This window comes from Streptomyces sp. NPDC048142 (assembly GCF_043202835.1).
GTDB lineage: Bacteria > Actinomycetota > Actinomycetes > Streptomycetales > Streptomycetaceae > Streptomyces.
In genome coordinates, this window is the sequence record NZ_JBIDBC010000003.1 from 304,501 (window position 1) to 330,968 (window position 26,468).

Genomic DNA, 26,468 nt, shown 5'->3' on the forward strand with positions numbered 1-26,468 from the left:
ACGCATAACGTCCGCGGGGTAGTCCGATTGTTCTCCGTGTACGGCCCGGGGCCCGAGGAGTGTCATGGCGAATGACAGCGGAAGGCCGTTCACCGGCCATGGGGTGAACGAGGACCGGACAGCCGGGAATCCGGCGTCGGCTTCGGCGCCGGTTTCCGTGCCGGATCCGGTGCCGGATCCGGTGCCGGATTCCCGGCCGGCTTCGGTGCCGGCGGAGGAGGGCGTCACCCGGATCTGTGTGATCGGCGCGGGCCCCCGCGGCATCTCGGTGGTGGAGCGGCTCTGTGCCAACGCCGGGCTCCCCCACCTGCGGGAGCGCCGGTACGCCGTGCACCTGGTCGATCCGTGTCCGAGCGGCGGGCAGGTGTGGCGCACCGGCCAGCGGGCCGAGTTGCTGATGAACACGGTGGCGTCGCAGATCACGCTGTTCTGCGACGAGTCCGTCGACTGCGCGGGGCCGGTCGTGCCGGGCCCCAGCCTCCACCAGTGGGCCACCCTGCTGGAGGAGCTGGGCTCGGGCGGCCTGCCGGACGATGTCCGCCGGGAGGCGACGGCGCTGGGCCCCGACGCGTATCCCACGCGCCGGCTCTACGGGCACTACCTGATGTGGGTCCTCGACCGGCTGCGCCGCGGGGCTCCCCCCAATCTCTCCATCACGGTCCATCACGCCACGGCCGTGGCGCTGCGCGACGCCCCGGGCAGCCGGCGGAGCCAGGTGGTCACCCTGGACCGGGGCGGCGAGGTGGCGGAGCTCGCTGCGGTGGTCCTGGCCCAGGGCCACATTCCGGTCGAACACACCCCGCGTGAACGCGAGTTCGCCCGGTACGCGCAGCGCGGCGGGCTCCTCTACTTCCCACCGGCCAACCCCGCCGACGTCGACTTCGCCCGGATCGGGGCGGGGCAGCCGACCGGGCTGCTGGGGATGGGGCTGACCTTCTTCGACATCGTCGCGCTGCTGACGGGCGGGCGCGGAGGGGTGTTCGAGCGCGACGGCCGGTCCCTGGTGTACCACCCCTCGGGGCAGGAGCCGGTGCTGTACGCGGGGTCGCGGCGCGGCATTCCGTACCACGCACGCGGAGAGAACGAGAAGGGCGTCTCCGGGCGGCACGAGCCGCTCTTCCTGACCCCGGCGGCCATCGAGGAGCTGCGCGAGCGGCAGCGGAGCACCGGGACCCTGTCGTTTCGCGGGCACGTCTGGCCGCTGGTCTCCCGGGAGGTGCGCGCGGTCTACTACCGGGCCCTCCTCACCGAGCGGGGCGAGGCGGCGGCCGGGGCGGTGTTCTGCGCGGAGTTCGTGGCCCGGGGCGGGCCCGAGGGGGCCGAGGAGTCCGCTCTGCTGGACCGTTACGGCGTTCCCGCGGAGCGGCGCTGGAGCTGGCAGCTGATCGAACGGCCCTACGGGGAGCGGAAGTTCACCGAGCGGTGGATATTCCAGGGGTGGCTGCTCGGTCATCTGCGGGACGATGTGGCCGAGGCGCTGAAGGGCAATGTGAGCAGCCCGCTGAAGGCGGCCCTGGACGTGCTGCGCGATCTGCGCAACGAGATACGGCTGGTGGTCGACCACGGCGGCATCAGCGGCCGTTCGTACCGCGACGAGCTCCGGGCCTGGTACACCCCTCTCAACGCGTATCTCTCGATCGGCCCGCCGGCCCGTCGCATCGAGGAGCTGATCGCCCTCGTCGAGGCCGGTGTCGTGCGGATGTGCCTGCCCGGCGTCCGGGCCGAACCGGAGCCGGACGGCAGCGGGTTCGCCCTCCGGTCGGCCGGGGCTCCCGGCTCCGGGGTCCGGGTCTCGGCGCTGATCGAGGCCCGGCTCAGCGAGCCCGACGTCCGCTCCACCACCGACCCGCTGCTGCGCGAGCTGCTGCGCTCGGGGCAGTGTGCCCCGTACCGCATCCCGGACGGCGACGGCGGGTTCCACGAGACCGGCGGGGTGGCCGTCTCCCGCAGGCCGTACCACCTGCTCGACTCGGCCCACCGCCCGCATCCGCGCAGGTTCGCCTTCGGCGTGCCCACCGAGTCCGTGCACTGGGTGACGGCTGCGGGCGTCCGGCCGGGGGTCAACTCGGTCATCCTCGGCGACAGCGACGCCATCGCACGCCGCTGCCTGGCGGCGGACCGGCCGGCCGCCGGGACCCCGGCCCGCCACGACGCCCCGCTGCGCCGCCACATCCCGCTGCCCTGGCTGCCCACCAGCTGCCCACCGGCGGCGCTTCCCGCCCCCTCGGCCCAAGGAGCCTCATGATCGGCGACCGGCACGACGTGGGTCTGCTCTCCCCTCTCTGGGCGGGAGGCGGCGTGGAGCCGCTGGTGTCCGACCGCGCCTATCTGGAGGCCATGCTGGAGGTGGAGGTCGCGCTGGCCGAGACGCAGGCCGGGCTGGGTCTCATCCCCGCCTCCTCGGTCGGCCCGATCAGGGCGGCGGCACGCTCGGGCCGCATCGATCCGGTGGCGCTCGCCCACGGCTCGCGCCGGGCGGCGAACCCCGTCGTCGGCCTGGTCGGGGCGCTGACCGGGGCGGTGGCGGCGCTGTCCCCGGAGGCGGCGGAGCATGTGCACCACGGCTGCACCAGTCAGGACGTGCTCGACACGGCGACCGTCCTGGTCGCCGCCCGCGCGCTGCGGTACACCGACGACGCCCTGGTCAGGGCGGCGGACGCACTGGCGCTGCTGGTGGCGCGGCACCGCGACACCCCGATGGCCGGAAGGACGCTGACGCAGCACGCCGTGCCGGTCACCTTCGGCCTCAAGGCGGCGGGCTGGCTGAGTCTGGTGCTGGACGCATCGGACCGGCTCCGGGTGGTGCTGGCCACCGGCCTGCCCGCCCAGCTCGGCGGGGCGGCGGGCACCCTGGCCGCGTACAACGAGTACGCCATCGGCACCCCGGCGGCGGGTGAGGGCGGGCTGCCCGGCCGGGGCACCGAGCTGCTCGAACCGTTCGCCCGGCGGCTCGGCCTGACCGCGCCATCGGTGCCCTGGCACGCGCTGCGCACACCGTTCGCCGACCTGGGCGCGGTGCTCGCCTTCACCGCGGGCGCGCTGGGCAAACTCGCCGTCGACGTACAGGGAATGGCCCGTACGGAGGTGGCGGAGGTGGCCGAGCCGTCCGGCGGGGGCCGTGGCGCCTCCTCGGCCATGCCGCAGAAACGCAACCCGGTGCTCGCCACCCTGATCGCCTCGGCCGCCCGCCAGGTGCCGCCGCTCGCGCTCGTGCTCACCCAGGCGCTGGTGTCCGAGGACGAGCGCTCGGCGGGCGGCTGGCACGCCGAGTGGCAGCCGCTGCGGGAGTGCCTGCGGCTGACCGCGGGCGCGGCCGACAGCGCGGCCGAGTTGGCCGCCGGTCTCACGGTGTTCCCGGACCGGATGCGCGCCAACCTGGAGTCGGGCGAGGGCGCGCTCCTCGCGGAGCGGCTGAACGCCCTGCTCGCGCCGGCCATCGGCAAGGCGGCGGCCAAGAAGCTGCTGGCCCGGCTGTCGGCGGAGGCGGCGGAAGCGGAGGCGGCGGAAGCGGAGGCGGACGGTCCTGGCGCTTCGTTCGCCGAGCGGCTGGCCGCCGTACCGGAGGCCGCCGGGCTGTTCACCGGTCCCGGGGCGCCGAAGGACCTGCTGGATCCCTCGGGCTATCCGGGCGCCGCCGGGATTCTGGCGGACCGCGTCCTGGCCCGGCACGCGGCGCGTTGATCCGGGGCGCCCGGCGCCGGATTCCGGGGTCCGGGCGCCCCGCCGTCCGTGCGGTCAGGATCCGAGCGGCCTGACGGACTGCGCGTGGTGGAAGACGTTCCGCCGGTCCCAGCGCGACTTGGCGCGCTGGAGCGCGGGGTAGTTCTGCTTCCAGTAGAGGTCGTGCCAGGCGACGCCCGAGCGGTTGCTCCGCACCCGGTCGGTGAGATCGGCGTCGGCGTAGTTGATGTAGCAGCCGTCGGTGACGTCGTCGAGGACGGGCACCCCGCCGGTCGAGGCGTAGACGGTGGAGTAGGCCCGCCGGATGTACGCGAAGTGCTTCGCGTCGTCGCCGGGGTTGGCCCACGCGGTGCCCCACAGCAGCTTCAGCACGCTGTCGCGGTGCGGCTGGGCCGTCGCGGTCGGCGACACCGCGTTGACCTGGCCGCCGTGCGCGGCGATGGAGACGACGAAGGCCGGGTGGTCGTAGTCGGAGTCCGTCAGCACCTGGTAGAGGCCGGCCGTCTGCTCGCCGGTGAGCCCCTTGCGGTGGTAGCTGGACTTGTACTTGTAGCGGTCGGTGGGGTTGCTCAGCCAGAACCCGGGCCAGCCGGTGGCCTGGAACCAGGGCAGCCGGTGCAGCTCCTGGACCTCCACGGGAGTCACCCCCACGCCGTCGTTGACGGCGGCCAGGAAGTCGGCGAGCAGCCGGCGGGCGCCCGGCACGGCGGTGTCCATCTGCACGGCGAGCAGGACGCTGCCGGCGGCCTTCGGCCCCGGCTCCAGACGGGCCGTCAGCCCGGTGTACGGGGAGGTGGGCGCGCTGTTCCGCTCGTTCCAGAGGCCGTAGTTGTGTACGAGGCGGGTGAAGCTCCGCTCGTTCAGCCGGTCCCAGGGCCACTGGAGCCAGGTCACCAGGACGTCGGAGGGCGGGGCGGGCAGCAGGGTCGAGGGGGCGGTGCCGGTCGCGGTGGGCGAGCGGAACCAGTAGCGGGTCACGACGCCGAAGGTGCCGCCGCCACCGCCGGTGTGGGCCCACCACAGGTCCCGGTCGGGGTCGTCGGCCTCGCGGGTCGCGATGACCGAACGGGCCCGGCCGTCGGGGTCGACCACGACGACCTCGACGGCGTACAGGTAGTCGACGACCAGTCCGTGGAGCCGGCTCAGGTTGCCGTAACCGCCGCCCGTGACATGGCCGCCGACGCCGACCGAGTAGCAGGCCCCGCCGGGCAGGGTGACGCCCCACTGCCGGAACATCGTCTGGTACATCTCGCCGAGCGTGGCGCCGCCCTCCACCGAGAACGCGCACATCCGCGGGTCGTACTCGACCGCGCGCATGGCCGACATGTCGATGATCACCTCGACGTCCGGGTGATCGACGAAGTTCTCGTAGCAGTGGCCCCCGCCGCGGACGCTGATCCGCCGGCCGGCCGTCACCGCCTCCTGCACCGCGGAGACCACCTGGTCGGTGCTGGTCGGCAGCCGGATGGCCTCGGGTCTGCTGCGGAACAGCTGGTTCTGACCGCTGGTCAGCCCCGAGTAGCGGATGTCCGTCGGGGCCACGGTCAGCGCGCGGACCGGGCGGGTACGGGCGGAGCTCCCGGACGCCACCGCCTCGGCCGGCCCGACCAGCGCCGTGGCCCCCACCGCGGCCGCGGTACCGGTGATGAGTCGTCTGCGCGATACCGGGTTCATGGTTCGTCCTCCGTTGTCGACGATGCCCGGCGAGGCGCCGGGTGCCTGTTCCGGGGAAGATGCCATCGCGGCGCGCACCGCCACATCACGTGATCACGTGATGCCCGGCGCGGGGCTCGCCGGTTGACTTGGGCACGGCAACGACGCGAAGACCGTGACGACCGTGAGGAAGCCGATGAGTATCCCGTGGGGCCCCCAGGGCGCTGGAACAGGATCGGAATCGATTACGTACGTGGCTCCCGGCGAAGGGCCCAGCGTCTGGGCCCTGCAGGGCGACAAGTACACGGTGAAGGCGGGAAAGGGCACCACCGGCCCGGGGTTCACTCTGCTCGAAGGGGAGATAGCCCCGGACAACGGACCGCCGATGCACATCCATAACGACGCGGACGAGATCTTCTATCTTCTCGACGGTGAACTCACCGTGGCGTCGGGGGACGAGGTCATCAAGGCGGAGAGCGGGGCGTTCATTTTCATTCCGCGCGGCGCCAAGCACAAATTCCGCAACGATTCCAGCAAGATCACGAAGCTGCTCTTCGTGCTCGCTCCGGCCGGCTTCGAGAACTTCTTCATGGAGATCGGCTCGCCGGTCGTGCCGGGGAAGGACCGGCCGGACGAGCCGGTCGGCTACGAACAGCTCGTGATACAGCGGGCCGAGGACTTCGGCATGATCATCGTCCCGGAATGACCGGTGGCCCTCGGTGGCCGCCGAGGGCCACCGCGACCCGTGCGTCAGCGTCGGGAGGCCGCCCACCGGATCTGCTCCGGTGGGCGGCCTCCCGATTCTGTCGCGTGGGCTCAGCCCCGCGCGGCCCGCTTCAGCAGCGCCTCGTACACGGGTCCGGGCTCGTCCCGGTCCACGACGGGGAAGCCGGTCCCCATCTCGCCGATCCAGTGCCGCTCGACGCCCGGGTTGTGGGCGTCGAGGCCGCCGGGAGCGAACACATGCGGACTGCCCTGCACGGCGTCGCTCAACGAGACGGCCAGGTGCTCCTCGATGACGGCCCGGGAACGTCCCCGCACCAGGGCCCGCTTGAGCTCCTCGGCGTCCACGCCGGCGCACTCCCGGGCGACCGCGAGGATCTCGTGGCGCATGGTGATGTTGCGGCTCTGCCCGAACAGCGCCGCCCGCAGGGCCAGGTCGAGGGTCTCGCTCGCCGCGCGCCCCTGGTCCTTGGCCGCCTCGACGGCCTCCATCGCCGGCAGGGTGCTCACCGGGTAGGTGTGGTCGGGGCCTTGCCACAGCTGCCAGCCGGCCCCCGGCTCCAGCGCGCCGACGACCGGGGTCTCCGCGTCCAGGATCAGCTTGGGCGTGGACATGTCGTTGATCAGTTCCAGGGGGAACGCCCGGATGTCGAAGCGCACCCGCTCCCCGAGCCCGAGCGCCGCCCTGGTGGTGTGCAGCCGGTACACGGCGAGGTGGGCCCAGGGGCATCCGATGTCGGCGAAGACGACCAGGGTGCCCGGAGCGACGTCGAGGCTCATCGGGCCGCCTCCGCCGCGCCGGGGGCCGGCAGGGCCCTGATCCGCTCCGCGAGAAGCTGCGCGAAGTCCGCGAACGGCCGCGGCGGACGCCCGGTCAGCTCCCGCAGCGCGCCGGTGACCGTCTCGGCCTCCCCGGCCGCGTAGGTCGCGTACAGCTGGAGCCGGGCGGCCACCGCCCAGGCGGGGACGCCCGCCCCGAGCATCGCCTCGCGCGCCACGTCCTCGGAGACGTCGAGGTAGCGGATCTCCCGCCCGGAGGCCGCCGCCAGCTCCTCGGCGGCCTCCGCGTATCCCAGGGCCCGGGGCCCCGTCAGCTCGTACACCTCGCCGCAGCCCGGCGGGCCGGTGAGCAGGGTCGCCGCGGCCGCCGCGATGTCCCGTACGTCGACCATGCTCACGCGGGCCCGCCCGACCGGGAGCAGCACGGCCCCCCGGGACGCGATGGTGCCGAGCCACTGGGCGGCGTTCTGCGTGAACGCGTTGGGGCGCAGGACGGTGTGGCCGGCACACCGGTCGGCCAGGGACCGTTCGGCCAGGCCGTGCTGCCGGTGGACGAGCACCGGCGAGTCCGGGTCCGCGCCCAGGGCCGACAGCTTGACCACATGGGCGACCCCGGCGGCCGCCGCCGCTTCGATGACGGTCCGCTGGAGCAGGTCCTGCCGGGGGTGGAAGGGGGTCAGCAGGAACAGCGCCCGGGTGTCCGACAGCGCCCCGGCCAGCTGCCGCACGGCGTCCGGCCCGCCGTCGCCCAGCTCCGCCTCGACCGGATCGGCCGACCCCGCCACCGCCCCGCCCCGCCCCGGCCGGACGAGCGCCAGGGGTCGGTGGCCGCGCCCCGTCAGCTCCCGTACCAACGCGCTGCCGAGCGTGCCGGTGGCTCCGGTCACTGCGATCCGGCCGCTACGAGCGGCCGTCACGGCGCGACCAGAGCTCCGGCCCCGGCGTCCGCCAGCCGGTCGGGCAGCCGGTCCTCCAGGGCGGTGTCGGCGAGCAGTTCACCGAGAACGGGGGCCATCTTGAAGAGGTTGTGCCCCGCCACGGCCGTCACCCCGGGGGTGTGCCAGGCCCGCAGCGCGTCGCTCCCCGCAGGCAGCTTGGTCATCACACAGACGCGTACGCCCACGGGTTCGGGGTCGAGGCCGGGCAGCGCCCGCTCGACGTAGTCGACGACCCGCCGGGCGTCGTCCAGGGTGGTGCTGCCCTCGGGCAGGGCCCCGTCCGGGCCGAACGGGATGTCGACCTCGGCGCCGATGAGCCCGATCACGTACCGGCCGGTGTCACCGATCGGCGATCCGTACACGGTCTCGCCCCAGATCCCGGCGCGGTCGACCCAGCACGGCAGCGCCCGGGTGCGGCCCGGCTCGTGCCCCCGGACCCGGAAGTGCGGGCGCACGTGCAGCCGCGACTCCAGCGGGATGTCGATCCCGGCCCCACGTGCCAGGGCCGGTGCGCCGGTGCCCGCCGCGATCACGACGTGCCGGGCCCGGTAGATGGACTCGGTGGTCTGGATCTCCACGCCGTCCCCGTCCGCGGGCACGGTGACGCTGTGGATGTGGGCGCCGACGATCCGGTCGCGCACCCAGCCGACGAGCGCGTCGATGGTGTGCCGGGCCCGTATCGCCCCCGCCCCCGGGTCGACGAGCAGCGGACCGTCCACCGGAGCGAGCCCGGGGAACACGGAGTCCTGCCCGGCCGCCTCGACGAAGTGGTGCGCCACCCCGTGCAGGGCCAGCCCCTTCACATCGGCGGGCCCCATCCCGGCGTAGACGGCGCCCTCGTCACCGATGAGCACCTTCCCGCTGCGCCGCTCCCACTCGGCGAACCCGGCCCGCCCGTCCATGGCGAGCGCGACGTGCCGCTCGTCGTCGTGCCGGTGCCGGAACGTCCGGGTCAGCCCGCCGGACAGCCCGCTGCCGGGAACCCGACCGTCGAAGCAGACGACGTCGGCGCCCCGGCGCACCAGACTGTCCGTGGTCGCGAGCCCGAGCACGCCCGCTCCGATGACCGCGATATCGATGTCACGCCGGTGTTCACCCATGGTCAGGGCTCCCGAGCGGGGAGTTCGTGGGCACAGAACAGGTCACGGTGGGCCTCCTGCCGCAGCATCCGGTCAGCTTGCGGACCGAGCATCCTGGAGCGGCCGCGGGCTGCCATCACGCGTTCGCGTGATTCGTGACGCCCCGAAGAACACGGGAAGGCCCCTGCGGGCTCATGACGGACGCCCCCTGGAGGGTGTCTCCTGCCCGGTTCCTACGATGCCCGTATGAAGCATCGAATCGACCTGGACCAGTGGGATCAGCGCCTTCGGACCCCGTTGCTGGCGCTGGCCGTGATATTCGCCGTCGCCTACGCGGTCCCCGTCCTCGCTCCGGACGCACCGGTCTGGACGCACACGGCGTGCCGGGCTGCCGAGTGGGTGGTGTGGGCGGCGTTCGCCGGGGACTACGTGACGCGACTGCTGCTCGCTCCCCGGAGATGGGCTTTCGTCCGGAGCCATCCCCTGGACCTGCTGGCCGTGGTCCTGCCGCTGGTCCAGCCGCTGCGCCTGCTGCGGCTGGTGTCCACACTGCTGCTGGTGGGCCGACAGGCCAGGCACGCACCGCAGGTCACGATGACCGTCTACGTCTCCGGGTCCGTCGTCGCCCTCATGATGTTCGGTTCGCTCGCGGTGCTCCAGGTGGAGCGGGACGCGCCGAGCGGCAACATCCGCACGATCGGGGACGCGGTGTGGTGGTCCTTCACCACCATGACGACGGTGGGATACGGGGACCTGGCGCCCACCACCGGGCTCGGCAGGCTGCTCGCCGTGGGACTGATGCTCTCCGGCATCGCGCTGCTCGGTGTCGTGACGGCGAACATCGCGGCCTGGTTCATCTCCCGATTCGAACGGGACAACGCCGAAGGAATAAGGCAGACGGCCCTTCTGGAAGCCCTGACCACGGAAGTCGCCGCTCTGCGGGCCGAGGTGGCGGGCCTGGCGGGCACCTCCGGGCCCGAAGCGCCGAAGGTGCCCGGCCCTTCCTCCGCCGGCCCCTGCTCGCACACGGGCCGGCGCGTGGTTCCGGGTGAGTAGACAGACGCTACCGCCGGGGCCCGGTCACTCGGCCGGGTGAGTGCCGGGCGGCATCTGTTCCGGAGTGTCCGGGTGCTTCCTCAGCCGGAGGATGGCGGTGACCAGTCCACCCCACACGATGAGGATGGCAATGATCATCATGATGATCGCGCTGGTTGACATCAGCGGTCCTTCCGGTCGGCCGGCGATTCCATGTCCAGGTCGATGTCCTCACCACCGGCCGGCCATGGCATCAGCGTGAGGATCACTCCGACCAGCAGTGCTCCGATGGCGACGCTCCAGCCCGCGGAGAGCAGGAACCCGGTCGAGTAGCCCTCGTAGTTGTCCTCGAACTCGGCCCGCAGGCTGTCGACCATCATCCAGCCCAGCACCAGCGGCGTGATGACACCGAGGCAGATACGCCACCAGTGGCCGAGCCGGACGGCGGAGGTGGCGTCGGCGTTGGCCTGGAGGCCGGGGAGCTGTCGCAGCACCCAGACGATGACGATCAGCCCGACCAGGGCGGCCAGTGCGATGCCGTACTGGTTGATGAAGTGGTCGGACGCGTCGAGCAGGTAGATGCCGGACTCGGTCGGGAAGAGCAGGATCGACACCAGCGCGATCAGGCCGCCGATGCCCATGACCGCCGGGATGCGGCGCATGCCGGTCCGGTCCTGCACGGCGGAGACGACCACCTGCACGATCGAGATCAGCGAGGAGAGTCCCGCGATCACCAGGGAGCTGAAGAACAGCACCCCGAAGAGGCTGCCGAGCGGCATTTCCGAGATCACCGCGGGGAAGGCGACGAACGCCAGGCCGATGCCCGCGCCGACGACTTCGTCGACACCGGCCCCCGAAGCCGTCGCCAGATAGCCCAGGGTCGCGAAGACCCCGATGCCCGCGAGGATCTCGAACGAGCTGTTGGCGAAGCCCGCCACCAGCGCGGAGCCCGTCAGGTCGGCCCGGCGGCCCAGGTACGACGCGTACGTGATCATGATGCCGAAGCCGATGGACAGCGAGAAGAAGATCTGCCCGTAGGCGGCGACCCAGACGCTGCCGTTGGCGAGTTCCGACCAGTTCGGCGTGAAGAGGGCGTCGAGTCCGAGGGCCGCCCCCTCCAGCGTGAGCGCGCGGATCACCAGTGCGGCGAACAGGACGAAGAGCAGGGGGATGAAGATCTTGTTGGCCCGCTCGATGCCTCGCCGGATACCGAACGCCAGGATGACCAGCACGACCGCCCACACGGCGACGAGCGGCCAGAACACCCCCGGCACGAAGCCGTCCAGGAAGGCCGGTGTCTCCGGCGCCCGCAGGAAGTCGCCGAAGAGGAACGCCTCCGGGTCGTCGCCCCATTGCCGGCCGAAGGAGAAACCCACATAGCGCACGGCCCAGGCGATGATGACGGCGTAGTAGGTGGCGATCACGAAGGAGATCACGACCTGCCACCATCCGATGACCTCTGCGGGCCGGGCCATCCTGCGCAGCGCGGCGGGAGGCGACAGACGGTATTTCCGCCCGATGGCGTACTCCATGATCAGCAGCGGGATGCCCGCTGTGAGGAGTGCGATGAGGTACGGCAGCAGGAAGGCGCCGCCACCGTTCTCGTAGGCGATGGCGGGGAACCGCCAGATATTGCCGAGCCCGACGGCCGAACCGATGGCGGCCAGCAGAAAGCCGGTGCGGGTGGCCCATTGCTCACGTGGCTGCTCTGTCATATGCAGTCCTCGGGTCTCCTCATGACGCTGCGGATCGAGCTGATGGCACGTTAGCGCGGGAGCGGGCCCGAGGACGCGATGACCGGGCCCGGCAGATGTGAATCACCCCGGGTTCGGCGGCGATCCTCGGTCGATGGCGGTGAGCTGCTGTCCTGGCCGGCCGGCGGTGCCGACGAGGTCCGTCGCCGCACGCCTGACATCCCTCGGCGCGCCCGCGTGACCGGCGGCGTGACGGACCCCGGCCTCGGGCCGGGGTCCGACCGCTGCTCCGGCCGCTATTCCGGCTGGTCCGCGTCCGGGGCGTCAGGACGGTGGTCGGGGAAAGCCGACCCTGCCGCCGCCTCGTGGTGCAGCCGCAGGAACTCCAGATGCCGCTCGTACTGGTCGAGGGTGTCGCCGATGAGCTGCTCCCTGGTGTAGCCCATGACGTCGTACCCCTGGTTGCCCTCGGACAGCTGGACCTCGAAGCGCACATAGCTGTCGTGGGTGCTGACCGACCGGGTGGCGAAGCCGGGGGTCGGCAGTTCGACCGGCCAGACCCGGTAGACGAACTGGTCCTTCGGGCCCATCGGCACGGCGAGGCCGACGTGCGGGAGGCCGCTCTCCTCGTCGGTGCCGGAGAGGACTTCCGCGTCCGCCCCCTGCGCCCGCAGTTCCTGGGCGACTTCCTCGAACGCCGGCCGGCAGACGTCCGCCACGAATCTGGTGGCTGCCCGCCTGCCGGGGAACGCCATGGCCCGCGACAGCCGCTGCCGCCAGTTCCGGGCTCCCGAAGCCCCCTGCTGCGTCGTCCGCCCGGAGAGGGACCCCGGCAGGGTGGTGGTCAGCGCCTCCTCGCGCATCCGTTCGGAGCGCAGCGCGAGGTAGAGCCCCGCCATGATCAGAAACATCACGAACGAGAAGGGCAGCCCCATGATGATCGTGGCGTCGGTGAGCGCCTGCACCCCGCCCACCAGGAGCATCGCGAGGGTGAGCAGGCCCGTCGTCACCGCCCAGAAGACGCGGATCCAGGTCGGTGCGTCGGTCACCGGGGTGGGGAGGTGCGAGCTGAGGTTGCCCATGACGAGGGCTCCGGAGTCGGCGGAGGTGACGTAGAGGAGCAGCCCGACGAAGGTCGCGAGTCCCGCGCTGAACAACGCCCCGGGGTACTGCTCCAGCAGTCCGTAGAAGGCCTGCTCGGGAGAGTTGAGTGCGGTCTCCCCGAAAGCGGAGTTGCCGTCGCGCACCACGAACAGCGCGCTGTTGCCGAAGACCGCCAGGAAGATACCGGTGAAGAGGAACGGGATGATCAGGGTCGCGGCGACGAACTGGCGCAGTGTGCGGCCTCGCGAGATCCGGGCGAGGAACAGCCCGACGAACGGCGCCCAGGCGATCCACCAGGCCCAGAAGAACAGCGTCCACGCATCCAGCCATTCGGTCGGCTGGTCGTAGGCGAACGTGTTCAGCGTCATCGACGGAAACCCGCTGAGGTAGTCGCCGATGTTCTGAACCAGGGCGTTGAGCAGCCGGAACGGTTCGCCGACCACCAGGATGTAGAGCATCAGCAGCACGGCGAGGAGAACGTTGAGCTGCGACAGCCGGCGGATGCCCTTGTCGACCCCGGACGCCGCTGACACGGTGGCGATCACCACCGCGACGGCAATGAGTCCGATCTGCGCGGGAAGACCCTCCGGTACACCGAAGAGGAACTTGAGCCCGTAGTTCAGCTGCACCACGCCGATGCCGAGCGACACGGAGATTCCGAAGACGGTACCGATGATGGCCGCCAGGTCGACGGCGTCACCGATCCTGCCGTGGATCCGGCGGCCGATGATCGGATAGATCGCGGAGCGGATGGCGAGCGGCAGCTTGTAACGGAAGGCGAAGTAGCCGAGCGCCATGCCCATCAGCGCGTACATGGCCCAGCCGGTGATGCCGTAGTGGAACAGCGTCCACACCACGGCCTGCCGGGCCGCCTCCAGCGACTCGGGGTCCCCTTCCGGCGGCACCAGGTAGTGGCTCACCGGCCCGGTGACGGAGAAGAACATCAGATCGATGCCGATGCCCGCCGCGAACAGCATCGCGGCCCAGGCGAAGAGCCCGTAGTCGGGCTTGTAGTGCTTGGGGCCGAGCTTGATCGTGCCGTACTTCGACACCCCGATGAACACGACGAACGCCAGATACAGGGTCGCGGCGAGGAAGTAGTACCAGCCGAACCAGCCGGAGATCTTGTCGACCACCACGCCGATGACCTTCTCGGCACCGGAGGGGGTGATGATCGCCCAGATCGAGATGGCCAGGATCAGTGTCGCGGATCCGAAGAAGACCAGCGGCTTGAGCGAGCCCGCCTCATCCGCACCGGGCTCGACCTGCGGCTCGTCCGTGTCGGGGCCGGGATCTTTGCCTCCTACGGTCGACATGGTCGGTTCCTTTCTTGGTGGGACGGGTAGCTGCGGCCTCCGGTGCGCCGGAGCCGGGTCAGCCTTCGATCGGGGCGGCGGCCCGTTGGCGGCCGGCCGCATGGTCACGCCGGGGCCGAGGGGCGGCGTCATCGTGTGCGCCTGAGCGAAGGCGGGGCCCACGACCGGGGCCCGGCACCTCCTCGACGGACTCGGTACGGACGGTTTCCTCCTTGGCACGCGGCAGGATTCGGTGAACGGGAGACGGACGCGGCGCCGGGGGCCCCGGCCCCGGATGCGCCTCGGCTCGCAGCCACCAGGTGGCGTGCGCCGCACGGTCACCGCCGGAAGGCTCGTGGCCGGCGGCGTCACCGCACGGGCCGTCCACCTCACGCCGCCGATGGCCACTCGCAGCGGATGTGCGGCCCACCCGGCGTGGTCTCCTTCGCCTCCAGCCCTTGCCGCCCTGATGTCAGCAACATGGCCTGTGCGACGGCCGCCGGTCCACGGGACGCACCGACGCGGCGCCGAGCTGGTCGCCCAGGCACCCCGGGCGGGCTAACGCCCTTGCCGTGAACCGTGGCTACGAAGCGGTGGCTGCGGCTCCGGGGAAGGGGGGAGAGCTGGGCCCGTCGGCGCATCGGCCGGGGCGGTGTCGGCGGGGCGCCGGCCTCGCTGCGGGTCCCTCCCCCGGAAGCCGAGGGACAGTCCAGCGGGCTCGGACCTGTTCGCGGGACCCGCGGATGTGATCGGCCTCAGGGAGTGAGAAGTGCCGCCCGGCCTGCGGGGAGCCCGCACCGGGCCCGCGCCCCCTTCACAGCCCGCACCGGTCCAGGATGCTCAGCAGCTTGCGCCGGCGTTTCCGTTCTGCCCGCAGGCCGCCGAGATACTCGGTGAACGCCTCCTGCGTCCCGAGCGCACGGTGGCAGTCACGGGCACGCAGCAGCAGCCGCGCCAAGTGCTCGTAGGCACGGTCGCCGGTCGGCTCCCGCAGCCGCTCGGCCAGCCGCTGGTAGACCGCGAGCGCCTCGGCCGGGTGCGTCTCGCGCGACACGTCGGCGAGCCGCTCCCACTGCCGGTCGTCGGCGAGACCGGCGGCCTCGCGCCAGGCCGCGTCCACATCGCCGTCATCAAGCAGCGCGTCGATCAGCACGGCTCCGACGTACCGCCCGCCGTGCTCACGGCGGGCGCTCTCTTCCCTCAGCGCGGCCAGCGCGGCCCCGCGCTCGGCCTCCCAGCAGTCCGCCTCCCGAGCGGCGGAGCGCAACTGCCGGTAGGCGGCCAGGGACCGCTCGGCACGCAACCGGTCCCGGCGCACCCCGACCGCGTCGGCCGACCGCCCCTCCTTCGCGTAACGGGCACACACGTAGTCGGCCACGCGGCCATCGATATGCCTCTGGCCCGCGCAGTCCCGAAGTCCGCGCTCCGCCCACGCGAGCGCCTCGTCCGCGCGGCCCGCCGCTTCGAGTTCCCCGGCGATGCGCAGATGCGTGGCACCGGACGGGGCGAGGTCCTGTGCGTACAGGGCGACCAGCGCGTCGACGTCACCCTCCGCCTCGACCAGGCGCTCCATCAGATACCGCTCCGCCCAGCCGGACGGCCTGCGCCGCAGCGCCCCGGACGCCAGCTGCCGCAGACGGGCGAGCCCACTCGGCCCCAGCACCTCGGCGTAGTCGAGCGGGTCCAGGTCCGGCACGTCGTTGCTGTCGCCGAGCACCTGGCCGGCCAGCCACTCGGCCAGCCGCTCCGGATCGGTACGCGCGACTCCGCACGCTTCCCGATGGGCCTCGGCCACCTCGGCGGCGGCCTGCCCCACCACACCGTCGGAGTCGTCGATCTCCCCGTACGCCTCCCCCAGCACCCGGATCGCCTCCTCGGCCAGACCGACCGCCTGCGCCGCCCGCCCGCCGACGGTCAGGGCGCGCAGCGCGGCCGCCGCCTCCGCCACCTGCCGCGCGTACCCGGGGGCAGCGGCGTACTCGACGTATCCGTACCGGGCGACAGGCCGCGGGTCGACCAGCGCCAGGACCCGGTCCCGGACCGTACCGAGGTCAGAGCGAGCTGCGGCGGCCCGCAGCTCCAGGCGCCGGCGCAGCCCGCGGTCCTCGGCGATCTGCTCCCGTACCAGCGCCAGGAGTTCGTCCCGGGACAGCTCGGTGAGCCACGCCTCCAGGCCGGAGGCCCGTGCCCGTGCCGCTGCCCGCTGACGCGGGACGGACTTCGCCCGCCGCAGCACGGTCAGCCCCACCGCCACACAGTGCTTGCAGAAGTTGCCCTCCTGCCCGAAGGGGCAGTCGCACCGTCCGGCGAGCCCGCCGTCCCCGCCGAGGGCGAGCTCCACCTCGTAGACCTCCGTGCCGTGCACCACGGCGGTGACCGAACCCGCCCCCGCCTCCAGACCGCTCACCGCGTCCAGATATCCCAGCCCCCGCTCGAAGGACCGGGTCCCGGCCAGCGCCCGCAGATCGTCCTCACCGAATCCCACGACTTTCCGTGCCATACGGGTATTCAATCGCAGGTCGCGGCTCTCGGTGTCGCGAAGCATCCGCAGGGTCAGAACGCTTCTTCGACCGGGGTGCAGGTCCACGGGCGGAGGCGCTTGTTGCGTACTGCCTCACCTGTGGGCTCCCGCCGGAGCGGCGACTTCGGGGTGCGGCCCAGCCCGCAAGTGCCCCCGGATCGCGGTGCGTCCGGTCAGGAGCGTGTGAGCCCGGGGTGGCGGGCCGAGGGCACGCCACCCCGGGGCAGTCAGCCGGCCCTGGTCATGTTCCACTGCTGCGGGGAGCCGCCGTTGGCGGTCCACTGGATGACCGTGCTCCCCTCCGCGTCGCTGTTGGCGTTGTCCAGCACCTTGCCGCTGTGCCGGTTGGTGAGCCTGAAGGCGACGACCTCGTCGGCGGCGGTGAAGTCGAAGACGCCACGCCCGGGCTCGGTGGCGTACCACTTCATGGCGTTGCCGGGGGTGGTCTGCCCGAACTCGCTGCCGAGGAGCTGCAGATAGGCGGCGTCGGTGAACTCGGGGTTGTCGGTGGCGGAGCCGAAGTACTTGTGGTGCTTCTTGGCCAGTTCGCCGAGCGTCCTGGGACGGGGCTCGGCGGCTGCGGGCGCGGCGGCGAGACCGACCGCGAGCCAGATGGCGGCGGACAGGGCGGGGAGAGTCCGGGACACGGACATAGGACTGCTCCTCGGGTGCTGGGCGCTTCAGTCGAGGACGATCGTGGTCAGTGCGCGCGGGGCGAGCTTCGCCGTGAGGGTCGTGCCGTGCGTGGAGACGATGTCGGCCGGGGTGATCGAGCGGGTCTCGTCGGTGACGTGGCCGTCGGGGTGCCGGTCATGCCCGCCGCGAAGAGCGAACGCGGCGCCCTTCTCGGTGGTCGCGGTGTTGGGGATCTCGATCACGCGGCTGCCGTCGGTGTTACGGAAGGCCGTGATCCGCAGTGCCGGGTCGGCGTTCGTGACCGGCACGCGGACGGCGTCCGGGCGGACGAACCGGCTGAAGGCGGCCAGCGCCCAGTACCTCTTGGACACCCGGTGGTCGTCACCGGAATCGGCGAGCTGGATGAGTCCTCGGGTCGTGCCGAGGGACGCGCCGAGCCAGTAGCCATAGGCGTTGGCGTTGCCGACGGTCAGGGTGTTCTGGATGTCGGCCGCGACGGCGAGACCGTCGTAGCCGCTGCCGTCGTCACAGTTCTCGTTCCAGGTGGTGCCGTCCGGCGACCATTCCGACATCCATACGCGCCACCGTGCAGCAGGTCGTGCCGATCGCGATGCCCGCGCTGTTGGCGATCTGCCGCCAGAACATTCCGTCGCCGAGCATGCCGGTGTAGTTGGCGGTCTTCCAGTGCTCCGGCAGCCCGAACGGGTTGGTCGTCAGCTCGCCGGTGCTCTTGAACCCGGAGATCACCGCGTAGATCAGCGGTACGACGACGAACACGGCGATCAGCCACACCACGGCGTGCAGCGACAGGCCGCGTGCCGTCCTGCGGGCGTTCATCGGCCGCCTCCCGTGGTGACGGCCCCGCTCAGGTCACGGCGGAGCACGTAGCGCTGGCAGAAGAGGGAGAAGACCAGACTGATCATGAACATCACCACGCTGATCGCACTGGCGTAGCCGACCTGGTAGCGCTTGAACCCGAACGGGAACATCGAGATCGCCATCGTCTCGGAGGAGTGGTTGGGCCCGCCCGCGGTCATGACCCAGACGAGGTCGAAGAGCTGGATGGCTCCGATGACCGAAAGGAAGACGCTGATCCGGATCGTCGGGCCGAGCAGCGGCAGCGTCACGTGCCGGAAGCGCTGCCAGGCGCCGGCGCCGTCGATGGAGGCGGCCTCGAGGATCTCGCGCGGGATGCTCTGCAGCCCGGCGAGGAGGAGCATCATGTGGAAGCCGAAGTACTTCCAGGTCATGACCACGAACAGGGTCGGCATGACCGTGGCGGGATCGGCGAGCCACTTGCCCTGCAGCCCCTCCAGGCCGAGGACGCCGACGAGATGGTCGGCCATGCCGTCGCCGGGAAGGAAGATCATCGTGAAGAGGACCGCCGTGACGACCTCGGACAGGATGTACGGCGCGAAGAACAGCATCCGGTAGACCGCCCGGCCGCGCAGCCTCTGGTTGAGCAGGACCGCGGTGAACAGCGCGAACGGCAACTGCACAGTGACCGACAGGACGATCAGGTACAGACCGCACCCCAGATCGCCGAGGAAGACCTGATCGTCGAACAGCTTGGTGTAGTTCGCGAAGCCGACGAAGTCCTCCATGGGGCCGATCCCGCCCCACTTGAAGAAGCCGGTGCAGACGGCGACGACGATCGGGGCGAGGACGAAGACGAGGAAGAGGACCAGAGCCGGGACGAGGAACCTGCCGCGTCTGCGGGGGCGTTGGCGTCGCCGTACCCGTGTTCGACTCCGCCGCCGCCAGCAGTCTCGGCACCCTCCGCCTTTCGACAGCGAACGCGCCCGCGAAGCTTCTCGCTCTCGTCCCCGGGCTCGGTGGACTCGCCGCCGTACGGCAAGGCGCCCTCTCATCCCGCCGTCCGGCCGGGGCGCGGCCATCGCACCGGGCTCCGTCCGGCCGGGGCGCGCGGAGTCTCAGTCGTTGAACGACGGATCGTCCACGACGTACAGCCAGCGTCCGTCGGGCCGGCGCCGGGCGACCTCGGTGGTGACCGTGGTCATCTGAGGGCGGCCGGGGACGTCGACGGTCGCGACGGACGACAGCAGCGCGAGATCACCGGTCTCGTGGACGCGCCGCAGCTCAAGGCCGATCCGTACACCGTCTTCGACGTACTGCCGCAGGCTCTCGCGCACGGCCTGGACGCCGGTGGCCGCCGTGCCGGGCCCGGGAACGAACACGGCGCCGGGCTCGTAGAGTGCGGTGAGCCGGTCCAGGTCACCGGCCGTCAGGTGGCGGACGAAGAGTTCGCCCAACTCCCGCGGGCTGCGTGCCGCGTCCTCCTCCCCAGGCGTGGGCCGGTCCCCCCAGCCCGCGTCGGCGATGAGGTCGTACCAGTCGGGCAGGGCCCGCGGCGGCAGATGGCGGCGCAGCAGTCCGCCGGGGAAGGACAGCGGACCCGCCTTGAGCGGGTTGTCCTGGGCTTGCGCCACGATCGCGCCGGTCAGGGCATAGGCGAGGTCCTCGCGCGGGAACGCCGCGTGCACGCGGTCCGCGAAGCCCTCGGGCAGGTCGGTGCGGCCCTGGCCGAGGATGTCCGCGGCGATACCTGCCTGGCAGAGCGCGACCTCCGGCCCCTTGCGCGCGGCGATCTGGTCGGAGGTGTGCAGAGCGATGGCGTCCCACACGATCGCTATATCGCCCTCGGGGACCGCGTGCTCGCGCAGAAACCGGGCGGACAGATCCGCGCCGTCCACCTCGAAACGCTGGTCGCCGTTACCCTCGTCCGACAGCCCGATGTCGTGGAGCACACTCGCGACGAACACCAGCTCGTCGTTGTAGTCGGCATCCGGGCACAGCCCCTGCCGCGCGGCGATGGACCGGCCGAACAGGTAGCCGCGCACGCTGTGCCGGAAGACGTACGGCTCGGTCAGCTCCTCGGCGTACCGCAGCGCGGCCACGGCGAGATCGCTGCCCGGCAGATCGAAGCCGGCGTACGTCCGGGTCGTCGAACGGGATGTCACTGGAATCCACTCCTCACAGGTCATCGCGCCACGGCACGCACCGCGGCGGATGCCTTGATCCTGTTGCCCCCGGACTCACCCCCACCAGTGGCTGGAATGCCACCATGCGCTAGCTTCTGGCCATGACTGTTGTGGCGATACTTGCGCTCGACGGCGTCGTGCCGTTCGAACTCTCCGTCCCCGGCCAGATCTTCGGCACGGCCAACGAGGCCTTCGGCCGCACCCACTACGAGGTCAGGGTCTGCGCCCCCGGCGGGCGGGTGGCCACTCCCACCGAGTACGGCGGCTTCCACATCGCCACCGACTGGGACCTGAAGGCCCTGACCGAGGCGGACACCGTCGTCATCCCCGGACACGCGGGCTTCCTGGACGCACCGCCCGCCACGGTGGTCGCGGCCCTGCGCGCGGCAGCCGGGAACGGCGCCCGGCTCGCGTCCGTGTGCGTCGGCGCCTTCACCCTCGCGGCCACCGGCCTGCTCGACGGCCACCGCGCCACCACCCACTGGCAGCACGCCGGCGAACTCGCCCACCGCCACCCGGCCGTCGACGTCGACGGCAGCAGCCTCTACATCGACAACGGCCCCCTGATCACCTCCGCCGGAGTCGCCGCCGCCCTCGACCTGTGCCTGCACCTCGTCCGGCGCGACCTGGGAGCAGCCCTCGCCGCCGCCACCGCCCGCCGCACCGTCATGCCCCTCCAACGCGACGGAGGCCAGAGCCAGTTCATCGAGCACCCTGACCCCGCCGACCGTGACACCACCCTCCAGCCCCTCCTGCACTGGATGGAAGCCCACCTGCACGAGCAGCTGACCCTGGACGACATCGCCCGGCACGCCGCGATGAGCGTCCGCAGCCTCAACCGCCACTTCCGCACCCAGACCGGCACCACCCCCCTCCAATGGCTTCTACGAGCCCGCGTCCACCGCGCCCAGGAACTCCTCGAAACCACGGCGATCCCCATCGAACGCATCGCCACCGAAACCGGGTTCGGCGCCCCCTCGACCTTCCGCCAGCACTTCGCCCGCCACACCGGTACTTCCCCGCAGGCATACCGGGCCGCCTTCCGCTCCCCCTCACCCTCTTCCGTGCCTGCCTTCGACCGGCGGGACCGGCGGCCTGGGTCGACCACGGGCGCGCGGTGGTGCGGGTGAACTATCGCGGGTCCACCGGTTACGGACGTGCCCCAGCACGCAGACCAGCAGTCCCCGCACCCGCCCGACCCTGAACGCGTGGGCGATGGGAGTTCACCCGGACGCCGCGGTGCTGCGCGGTTCGGTCCGGACGATTCAGCGGCCCGTGGTTCCGTCGAGGAGTTCGCGCAGGATGTCGGCGTGGCCGGCATGACGTCCCGTTTCCTCGATCATGTGCGTGAGCGCCCACCGCAGGGACGGTCCTTTCGGCCGGGACGCCGGGCGGGCGACGGTGGCGGTCAGGTCGGAGGCGGCGCGGACGACCATGTTCGACCGGGCGGCCGCGTCGCGGTAGGCGGCCAGGACGTCGTCGACCGCGTCGCCGGGAGCCGCGGCGAAGGTGGCCTGCCAGTCGGCGACCTGCTCGCCGAGGAACAGGGAACGCTCCACGTGGGCAAGGTGGTTGACCAGACCCAGCAGGTTGGTGCCTGACGGAACACCGGGCGTGCGGACCTGCGGCTCCGGCACGCTCTCGACCTTGGCCGCCATGCAGGCGCGTAAGTAATCGAGGAAGCCGAGCAGTACGTCCTTCTCCGAGGAGCCGGTGCTCGGCGGCGGCAGGTCACGGCGGCGGGCGGACCTCATGAATGTGCCCTTCTGTGCGAACGGTTGAGCAGGCGCGTGAGACGGGCTGTGCTGCTCAGCCGGTGGTCCGGCGGATCAGCAGGACGTGGTCGACGACCTCGGCGGTTTGACCGTCCGGCCCGGAGGCGATCCGTCGTGGCGAGGCCGCCCTTTCGATCGACCAGCCGTCCGGGTCCAGGGCGAGGTCAGCTGCGATCTCGTGCGGTGCGGGGTGCGAAGCGTCGTGGTCCTGGTTCCACGACCACGGGGCGACCGATCCGTGGTCGACGATCAGCAGCCGTCCGCCCGGTGCCAGCGCCCGCGCCGCGGTCCGCAGCACCTGCGTGCGCGGCAGGTCGAACGGCGACTGCAGGTACAGGGCGGTCACCAGGTCGAAGCGGCCTTCGGGAAAGCCGACGGCCAGGTCGTGCTGCTCGGCATGGACCCGGTCACCGAGCCCGCGTTCGCGAGCCGCGTCGGCGACCTGTGCCGCGGCCGTACCGGAAAGGTCGACGGCGGTCACCCGCCAGCCCGCACCGGCCAGCCAGAGAGTGTCACCACCGGCGCCGCAGCCCAGGTCGAGTGCGGTCGCCGACGCGAGACCGGAGGCGATCTCCACCAGCAGGGGATTCACCCGGCGCCCGGTGGCCACATCACGGGAACTGTAGTGCTCTTCCCAGAAGCGGCCCGCATCGGAGCGCCCCTCGGGAGTGGTCATTTCGGTCATGGACGGTGCTCCTCATCGGACGTAGTGAGACGAGACTGCCCGAGCACTGGCGGGAATTGCACGAGAACTTGCTGTATCGGCATGGTGCTGACCATGGACGACGACCGGAGCGACCCGAACGACTCGGACGGTCTGGAGGGCGTGCTCGACGCCGTCGGCCCGCGGCTGCGCGCGCTGCGTCGACAGCGCCGGATCACTCTGGCCGAGCTGGCCGCGACCACGGGGGGTCTCGGAGAGCACGCTCTCCCGGCTGGAGGGCGGCCGGCGCCGCGCCAACCTGGAACTGCTCCTCCCGCTGGCCCGCGTCTACGGCGTCCCGCTGGACGACCTCGTGGGCGCCCCGCCCACCGGCGACCCCCGGGTCCACCTCAAGCCGCTTCACCGGCATGGCATGACGTTCATTCCGCTGTCCCGCAGGCCGGGCGGGGTGCAGGCGTTCAAGATGCTCATCCCCAGCCGGGACGTCCCTGCCGAACCGACGCCGCAGACGCACGAGGGGTTCGAGTGGCTGTACGTCCTCAACGGACGGCTGCGGCTGGTCCTCGGCGATCAGGACCTCGTGTTGCCGCCCGGCGAGGCCGCGGAGTTCGACACCGGACTCCCTCACTTCCTGGGCAGCGCCGACGGCAGAGCCGTCGAGCTGCTGATCCTCTTCGGCCGGCAGGGTGAACGCGCACACATCAGGGCACGCAGCACCACCTGAGCACGGCTACCTGATCTCCCAGTTCCTGTCATCCAACGCCAACCTGCGCGACGACCGCTACGGCGGCTCGATCACCCACCGGAACCCACCGGATCCGTTTCGCCGTCGAGGCAGCCGCCGCCACTGCCGAAGCCGAGGGCGCAGCCCGCACGGGCATCCGCCTGTCGCCCGGCGGCGGATTCTGGGGTGTGACCGAGGACGACGCGGCCGAACTGAACACCGCTCCGCTGACGGAGCTTGCCCGCCTCGACCTCGCCCGAAGCAGACCGGGAGGGCGGAGGCCGACAGCTGGCTGGGCCTGGGCACCGACCTGATCGCTTTCGGTCGCGGCTTCCTCGCCAACCCCGACCTGGTCGAACGCCTGCGCTCAGGCCTGCCCGTCGTGCCCGCCGATGAGAACACCTTCTACGAGGGCGGCGGCATCTCGCGGCGTTGCCGAAACGCCCCGGGCGACCGACGCGGTGCGGGCCGATCACGCGGCGGAAGCGGGCTCCACGCGACAACCGTGATGCGCTGCACGGACGCCCTACGAACCCTGCTGGACCATACCGACCAGACAGACCCGCAGGCTGACCACGAACCCGCGGCTCCATCCCCCGGATTCGGGACACACACCCAGACCCGGCGTGCCATGGCGAGCATGTGCCCAGCGACCTCGGTTACTCGGGGCGGCAGTACGGCCGCCACCCGGGAACGGGCGACGGCCGTCGCGCTGTGGGCTGGGCACGGCTCACGCCGCCGTCTGGATGCCCTGCTGCTCCAGGACGGGGGCGGCGCTCTCGTTGCGGCCGGCGCCCGGGGGGCTTGAGGGCCTGACGGGCATCGACCAGGTCGGGCCCCTTGCCTTCTTCGGTCACGCAGACCGCCCACCAGGGGGTGAGCTGGCCGTGGGGCGTTGTGTAGAGCGGTGTTCAGCTGGTCGTGCTCGGCGGCCCACCCGGGCGACGTTGGCCGAGCCGTGCGTGCGGGCGATGGTTGTCAGGAACTGGGCGCGTTAGCTGCCACTTGCCTTTATGCCAGTTCCGTACGGGTACGCAGGTCGCCTACTCGTGCTGGCCGATGGCGTTGTTCAGGGTGCCGTCGGCGCGGGTGTTCGCGTTCTTGGCCTTCATGTCCTGATCAGATCTATCCGGCTCCGGCCATGGCGCCGGCCCCTGCAGTGACAGCGCCGCAGCCTGCAGCGTTCACAGCCACACCGGAAACGCTGCGAGGCCCTGACGGACTTGCCGTGGAAGGCCGGCCCGGCCCGTGCATCCGCCGCGGCGTCACCACTGCCCGCCAATCCACTCCACTGACGGCCGCCCCTTGCACGCCGGAGCGATGTGCCAGCCCGCCACCCCTCAGGCGACCAGCACCCCTGACCCCGTGGCTCCATCGCCTGCCACCCGCGCCCGCGCCGCCGACTCCCGTGCCCGTGCCCGTGCCGACGCGACCACAGCGCCGCGCGCTCGGCCGCCCGCGCACAGCACGAGACCACCGAGCTCATCGGCCGCGCCGTCCACGAGGAACTCAAGCGCGCCGCAGGCGACACGGCAGCCGCACTCAAAGCCCTCGTCAAGCGGGCGATCCCCGACGTCATGTGCCTGTTCAACGAAACGCGCGCCACCGCCCGCTACCAGTTCGAACCGAAGTTCGACGGGCATCGGATGATCATGCGGCGTACCGACGGAACCGTGATTCTGTATGCCAGGTCCGGCCGGGCTGTCACCGCGACCCGGATGGATCTGGCTCTCGCCGGCATGAGACTGCGCGCTCATACCCGTCCTGGACGGGGAGGTGGTCATCTGAAGGGACGGCCGCCTGGACTTCGGAGCCGTGCAGTCCCGGGCCGCATCATCTCCGGCACGCGCCTGGGCCCTGGCCGCGCAGCCCCCTGCGGCATTCACCTGCTGGGATGTCCTGCACCACCCGGCCCCCGATCAAAGGAATCGCGCAACGCGCGAGGGTCTCGCTGCGCGCCCGTCAGGCGTCGAAACGGCCGCGTGCACTTTCGATGTGACCGAGGTGCTGGTGGGTCCAGCCGCATATGGCGTCGACTGCGGTGCGCAGGGCCCGGCCCGGCCCGGTGAGGGTGTACTCGACTCGCGGCGGCACGGTGGGGTACACCTTCCGGTCGACCAGGCCATTGCGCTCCAGCATGCGCAGATTCTGGGTGAGCATCTTGTGGCTGACGCCCTCGACCTCGTTCCGCAACTCGCTGAAGCGCAGGGTGCGCTCGCCGAGCGCCTCGATGATCAGGAGCGCCCACTTGTTGGCGACGTCCGAGAAGATCTCCCGCGCCAGGGAGTCCGCGCGCCGCAGGTCAGCGTCCTCGGGCAGGCCCTTGAGCAGTTGCTTGGTCACCATGAGGTTCCTCAGTCACCGAAAAGTGCGTTCTTCCAGGTCAGCCTTCACTCTCCTACAGTTTCCGAGTAACTACAAGAGAGCGAACCGGAAGGGTGAGCATCGTGGCCACCATTGATGCCTTCAACTACAACGTGCCGGCCGAGAGCGAGTTCGGCTACTCACAGGCGATCAAGTCCGGCGAAATGATCCACGTCTCTGGACAGCTCTCCTTTGATGAGGCGGGCGAGTTCCTCTACGCGGGCGACTTCGCCGCCCAGCTCAAGCAGACCTACGCCAACATGGACAAGGTCCTGGACCACTACGGCGCCACCCGGAACCAGGTCGTCTCGCAGACTCTGTACGTGGCGAACCTGCCGCAGAATGCCGCGGCGACGGCGGAGGGCAACCTGGGGTACTTCGGCGACCACCGCCCGGCCAGTACGGTCTTGGGCATTACTGAACTGACCTTGCCCGGCCAGGTCATCGAAATCAGCTTCGTCATCGACACGAAACTGCCCGCTTGAGGCCTCCTCCTCGCAGGTCCCACAGCCCGCTGGGGGCTCCGTTCGTGGAACAGTCACACTGACCGTTCCACGAGCGCTCCCACAACCCTCCTCGGCGTCATGTTCCTCGATCAGCCGGTGGAAGATCCGGGCGACCGTGCCCCGGAGCGCAGCGCTGGGGCGAACACACCCTCTCCGGCCGGGCGGAACTCCAGTCTGTGATGGGCGTGGCCTCCAGCAGCGGCCAGCTCGGCCCGGAACCGCGTACAGGGCGCAGGACCGGTGCGCGGTGTCGTGTATCTGAATGACAGAGACGCCGCCTGTAATGTCGAGGTC

At 71.4% G+C, this 26,468-nt stretch carries 23 protein-coding genes and 2 pseudogenes; 8 read left to right on the plus strand and 17 right to left on the minus strand.

All coding sequences use genetic code 11. The features are described 5' to 3' along the window. Positions 1 to 64: 64 nt before the first annotated feature. Together ACGF2Y_RS06265 and pcaB are read left to right on the plus strand one after the other, a co-directional pair. Positions 65 to 2,245, plus strand: a complete 2,181-nt coding sequence (locus ACGF2Y_RS06265) for an FAD/NAD(P)-binding protein (RefSeq protein WP_392943524.1) — start codon at positions 65 to 67, stop codon at positions 2,243 to 2,245. Beyond that, a complete protein-coding gene (gene pcaB, locus ACGF2Y_RS06270; protein WP_392943525.1) occupies positions 2,242 to 3,681 on the plus strand; it encodes a 3-carboxy-cis,cis-muconate cycloisomerase in 1,440 nt (479 codons plus the stop codon). Before ACGF2Y_RS06265 ends, pcaB begins: the two co-directional genes overlap by 4 nt. Positions 3,682 to 3,735: 54 nt before the next feature. Here pcaB and ACGF2Y_RS06275 read toward each other — a convergent pair whose 3' ends face one another. Next, the gene (locus tag ACGF2Y_RS06275; RefSeq protein WP_392943526.1) at positions 3,736 to 5,355 is read right to left on the minus strand and encodes an FAD-binding oxidoreductase; all 1,620 of its coding nucleotides are present in this window, start codon (positions 5,353 to 5,355) and stop codon (positions 3,736 to 3,738) included. Positions 5,356 to 5,587: 232 nt separating this feature from the next. Between ACGF2Y_RS06275 and ACGF2Y_RS06280 the strand changes: the two genes are divergently transcribed. Next, complete coding sequence (locus ACGF2Y_RS06280; protein ID WP_392943527.1) at positions 5,588 to 6,040, plus strand: cupin domain-containing protein; 453 nt, start codon at positions 5,588 to 5,590, stop codon at positions 6,038 to 6,040. 110 nt (positions 6,041 to 6,150) lie between these two features. On the opposite strand, the gene ACGF2Y_RS06285 is transcribed toward ACGF2Y_RS06280, so the two are convergent. From ACGF2Y_RS06285 to ACGF2Y_RS06295, 3 genes are read right to left on the minus strand one after another with little or no spacing between them, the layout of a single operon-like run. Then, positions 6,151 to 6,837: a DsbA family protein gene (locus ACGF2Y_RS06285; RefSeq protein WP_392943528.1), complete on the minus strand. Its 687-nt coding sequence runs from the start codon at positions 6,835 to 6,837 to the stop codon at positions 6,151 to 6,153. Beyond that, positions 6,834 to 7,754 (minus strand): NAD(P)H-binding protein, encoded by a 921-nt coding sequence (locus ACGF2Y_RS06290; RefSeq protein WP_392943529.1) that lies wholly within the window; start codon positions 7,752 to 7,754, stop codon positions 6,834 to 6,836. Before ACGF2Y_RS06290 ends, ACGF2Y_RS06285 begins: the two co-directional genes overlap by 4 nt. Further along, positions 7,751 to 8,875 (minus strand): NAD(P)/FAD-dependent oxidoreductase, encoded by a 1,125-nt coding sequence (locus tag ACGF2Y_RS06295; RefSeq protein WP_392943530.1) that lies wholly within the window; start codon positions 8,873 to 8,875, stop codon positions 7,751 to 7,753. The genes ACGF2Y_RS06290 and ACGF2Y_RS06295 overlap by 4 nt, the downstream gene beginning before the upstream one ends. Before the next feature lie 225 nt (positions 8,876 to 9,100). Here ACGF2Y_RS06295 and ACGF2Y_RS06300 point away from each other — a divergent pair, with 225 nt between their 5' ends. After that, a complete protein-coding gene (locus ACGF2Y_RS06300; RefSeq protein WP_392943531.1) occupies positions 9,101 to 9,910 on the plus strand; it encodes a potassium channel family protein in 810 nt (269 codons plus the stop codon). Between the two features lie 24 nt (positions 9,911 to 9,934). Here ACGF2Y_RS06300 and ACGF2Y_RS06305 read toward each other — a convergent pair whose 3' ends face one another. From ACGF2Y_RS06305 to ACGF2Y_RS06345, 9 genes are all read right to left on the minus strand, one after another. Further along, positions 9,935 to 10,072, minus strand: coding sequence for a methionine/alanine import family NSS transporter small subunit (locus ACGF2Y_RS06305; RefSeq protein WP_392943532.1), 138 nt, complete (start codon positions 10,070 to 10,072; stop codon positions 9,935 to 9,937). After that, positions 10,072 to 11,604, minus strand: coding sequence for a sodium-dependent transporter (locus ACGF2Y_RS06310; RefSeq protein WP_392943533.1), 1,533 nt, complete (start codon positions 11,602 to 11,604; stop codon positions 10,072 to 10,074). The genes ACGF2Y_RS06305 and ACGF2Y_RS06310 overlap by 1 nt, the downstream gene beginning before the upstream one ends. Positions 11,605 to 11,879: 275 nt before the next feature. Beyond that, positions 11,880 to 14,003 (minus strand): choline BCCT transporter BetT, encoded by a 2,124-nt coding sequence (betT, locus tag ACGF2Y_RS06315; RefSeq protein WP_392943534.1) that lies wholly within the window; start codon positions 14,001 to 14,003, stop codon positions 11,880 to 11,882. Positions 14,004 to 14,796: 793 nt separating this feature from the next. Next, positions 14,797 to 16,482 carry an SWIM zinc finger domain-containing protein gene (locus tag ACGF2Y_RS06320; protein ID WP_392943535.1) on the minus strand — a complete coding sequence of 562 codons (1,686 nt, stop codon included), beginning with the start codon at positions 16,480 to 16,482 and terminating at the stop codon, positions 14,797 to 14,799. Positions 16,483 to 16,730: 248 nt separating this feature from the next. Further along, a complete protein-coding gene (locus ACGF2Y_RS06325; protein WP_392943536.1) occupies positions 16,731 to 17,156 on the minus strand; it encodes an endo-1,4-beta-xylanase in 426 nt (141 codons plus the stop codon). Positions 17,157 to 17,183: 27 nt separating this feature from the next. Beyond that, entirely contained in the window at positions 17,184 to 17,711 is a 528-nt protein-coding gene (locus tag ACGF2Y_RS06330) for a glycoside hydrolase family 30 beta sandwich domain-containing protein (protein WP_392943537.1), read from the minus strand. Continuing rightward, positions 17,665 to 17,976 carry a hypothetical protein gene (locus tag ACGF2Y_RS06335; protein WP_392943538.1) on the minus strand — a complete coding sequence of 104 codons (312 nt, stop codon included), beginning with the start codon at positions 17,974 to 17,976 and terminating at the stop codon, positions 17,665 to 17,667. The genes ACGF2Y_RS06330 and ACGF2Y_RS06335 overlap by 47 nt, the downstream gene beginning before the upstream one ends. Next, positions 17,973 to 18,827, minus strand: coding sequence for a carbohydrate ABC transporter permease (locus ACGF2Y_RS06340; protein ID WP_392943694.1), 855 nt, complete (start codon positions 18,825 to 18,827; stop codon positions 17,973 to 17,975). The genes ACGF2Y_RS06335 and ACGF2Y_RS06340 overlap by 4 nt, the downstream gene beginning before the upstream one ends. Before the next feature lie 246 nt (positions 18,828 to 19,073). Continuing rightward, complete coding sequence (locus ACGF2Y_RS06345) at positions 19,074 to 20,120, minus strand: nuclear transport factor 2 family protein (RefSeq protein WP_392943539.1); 1,047 nt, start codon at positions 20,118 to 20,120, stop codon at positions 19,074 to 19,076. 122 nt (positions 20,121 to 20,242) lie between these two features. Here ACGF2Y_RS06345 and ACGF2Y_RS06350 point away from each other — a divergent pair, with 122 nt between their 5' ends. Then, on the plus strand, positions 20,243 to 21,271 hold the full coding sequence (locus ACGF2Y_RS06350) for a GlxA family transcriptional regulator (protein ID WP_392943540.1): 1,029 nt from the start codon (positions 20,243 to 20,245) through the stop codon (positions 21,269 to 21,271). Positions 21,272 to 21,406: 135 nt separating this feature from the next. Here ACGF2Y_RS06350 and ACGF2Y_RS06355 read toward each other — a convergent pair whose 3' ends face one another. Together ACGF2Y_RS06355 and ACGF2Y_RS06360 are read right to left on the minus strand one after the other, a co-directional pair. Continuing rightward, positions 21,407 to 21,895 carry a DinB family protein gene (locus ACGF2Y_RS06355; protein WP_392943541.1) on the minus strand — a complete coding sequence of 163 codons (489 nt, stop codon included), beginning with the start codon at positions 21,893 to 21,895 and terminating at the stop codon, positions 21,407 to 21,409. Between the two features lie 55 nt (positions 21,896 to 21,950). Beyond that, complete coding sequence (locus ACGF2Y_RS06360; RefSeq protein ID WP_392943696.1) at positions 21,951 to 22,592, minus strand: class I SAM-dependent methyltransferase; 642 nt, start codon at positions 22,590 to 22,592, stop codon at positions 21,951 to 21,953. 102 nt (positions 22,593 to 22,694) lie between these two features. Between ACGF2Y_RS06360 and ACGF2Y_RS06365 the strand changes: the two are divergent. Further along, positions 22,695 to 23,304, plus strand: a pseudogene (locus ACGF2Y_RS06365) (helix-turn-helix domain-containing protein). Then, positions 23,267 to 23,722 (plus strand): annotated as a pseudogene (locus ACGF2Y_RS06370) (alkene reductase); the annotation flags it as partial. The pseudogenes ACGF2Y_RS06365 and ACGF2Y_RS06370, both read left to right, overlap by 38 nt. A 922-nt stretch (positions 23,723 to 24,644) precedes the next feature. On the opposite strand, the gene ACGF2Y_RS06375 reads toward ACGF2Y_RS06370, so the two are convergent. Both ACGF2Y_RS06375 and ACGF2Y_RS06380 read right to left on the minus strand, forming a co-directional pair. Further along, positions 24,645 to 24,947 (minus strand): hypothetical protein, encoded by a 303-nt coding sequence (locus ACGF2Y_RS06375; RefSeq protein ID WP_392943542.1) that lies wholly within the window; start codon positions 24,945 to 24,947, stop codon positions 24,645 to 24,647. Between the two features lie 319 nt (positions 24,948 to 25,266). After that, complete coding sequence (locus ACGF2Y_RS06380) at positions 25,267 to 25,650, minus strand: winged helix-turn-helix transcriptional regulator (RefSeq protein ID WP_392943543.1); 384 nt, start codon at positions 25,648 to 25,650, stop codon at positions 25,267 to 25,269. Positions 25,651 to 25,751: 101 nt separating this feature from the next. On the opposite strand from ACGF2Y_RS06380, the gene ACGF2Y_RS06385 reads away from it, so the two are divergent. Next, a complete protein-coding gene (locus ACGF2Y_RS06385) occupies positions 25,752 to 26,153 on the plus strand; it encodes a RidA family protein (RefSeq protein ID WP_392943544.1) in 402 nt (133 codons plus the stop codon). Positions 26,154 to 26,468 lie beyond the last annotated feature (315 nt).

Coding starts and splice junctions, on each gene's coding strand:
- ACGF2Y_RS06265 (WP_392943524.1), top strand. CDS start 65: ATGGCGAATGACAGCGGAAGGCCGTTCACCGGCCATGGGGTGAACGAG.
- pcaB (WP_392943525.1), top strand. CDS start 2,242: ATGATCGGCGACCGGCACGACGTGGGTCTGCTCTCCCCTCTCTGGGCG.
- ACGF2Y_RS06275 (WP_392943526.1), bottom strand. CDS start 5,355: ATGAACCCGGTATCGCGCAGACGACTCATCACCGGTACCGCGGCCGCG.
- ACGF2Y_RS06285 (WP_392943528.1), bottom strand. CDS start 6,837: ATGAGCCTCGACGTCGCTCCGGGCACCCTGGTCGTCTTCGCCGACATC.
- ACGF2Y_RS06295 (WP_392943530.1), bottom strand. CDS start 8,875: ATGGGTGAACACCGGCGTGACATCGATATCGCGGTCATCGGAGCGGGC.
- ACGF2Y_RS06300 (WP_392943531.1), top strand. CDS start 9,101: ATGAAGCATCGAATCGACCTGGACCAGTGGGATCAGCGCCTTCGGACC.
- ACGF2Y_RS06305 (WP_392943532.1), bottom strand. CDS start 10,072: ATGTCAACCAGCGCGATCATCATGATGATCATTGCCATCCTCATCGTG.
- ACGF2Y_RS06310 (WP_392943533.1), bottom strand. CDS start 11,604: ATGACAGAGCAGCCACGTGAGCAATGGGCCACCCGCACCGGCTTTCTG.
- betT (WP_392943534.1), bottom strand. CDS start 14,003: ATGTCGACCGTAGGAGGCAAAGATCCCGGCCCCGACACGGACGAGCCG.
- ACGF2Y_RS06320 (WP_392943535.1), bottom strand. CDS start 16,482: ATGGCACGGAAAGTCGTGGGATTCGGTGAGGACGATCTGCGGGCGCTG.
- ACGF2Y_RS06325 (WP_392943536.1), bottom strand. CDS start 17,156: ATGTCCGTGTCCCGGACTCTCCCCGCCCTGTCCGCCGCCATCTGGCTC.
- ACGF2Y_RS06330 (WP_392943537.1), bottom strand. CDS start 17,711: ATGTCGGAATGGTCGCCGGACGGCACCACCTGGAACGAGAACTGTGAC.
- ACGF2Y_RS06335 (WP_392943538.1), bottom strand. CDS start 17,976: ATGAACGCCCGCAGGACGGCACGCGGCCTGTCGCTGCACGCCGTGGTG.
- ACGF2Y_RS06350 (WP_392943540.1), top strand. CDS start 20,243: ATGACTGTTGTGGCGATACTTGCGCTCGACGGCGTCGTGCCGTTCGAA.
- ACGF2Y_RS06355 (WP_392943541.1), bottom strand. CDS start 21,895: ATGAGGTCCGCCCGCCGCCGTGACCTGCCGCCGCCGAGCACCGGCTCC.
- ACGF2Y_RS06360 (WP_392943696.1), bottom strand. CDS start 22,592: ATGACCACTCCCGAGGGGCGCTCCGATGCGGGCCGCTTCTGGGAAGAG.
- ACGF2Y_RS06375 (WP_392943542.1), bottom strand. CDS start 24,947: ATGCCCGTCGAACTTCGGTTCGAACTGGTAGCGGGCGGTGGCGCGCGT.
- ACGF2Y_RS06380 (WP_392943543.1), bottom strand. CDS start 25,650: ATGGTGACCAAGCAACTGCTCAAGGGCCTGCCCGAGGACGCTGACCTG.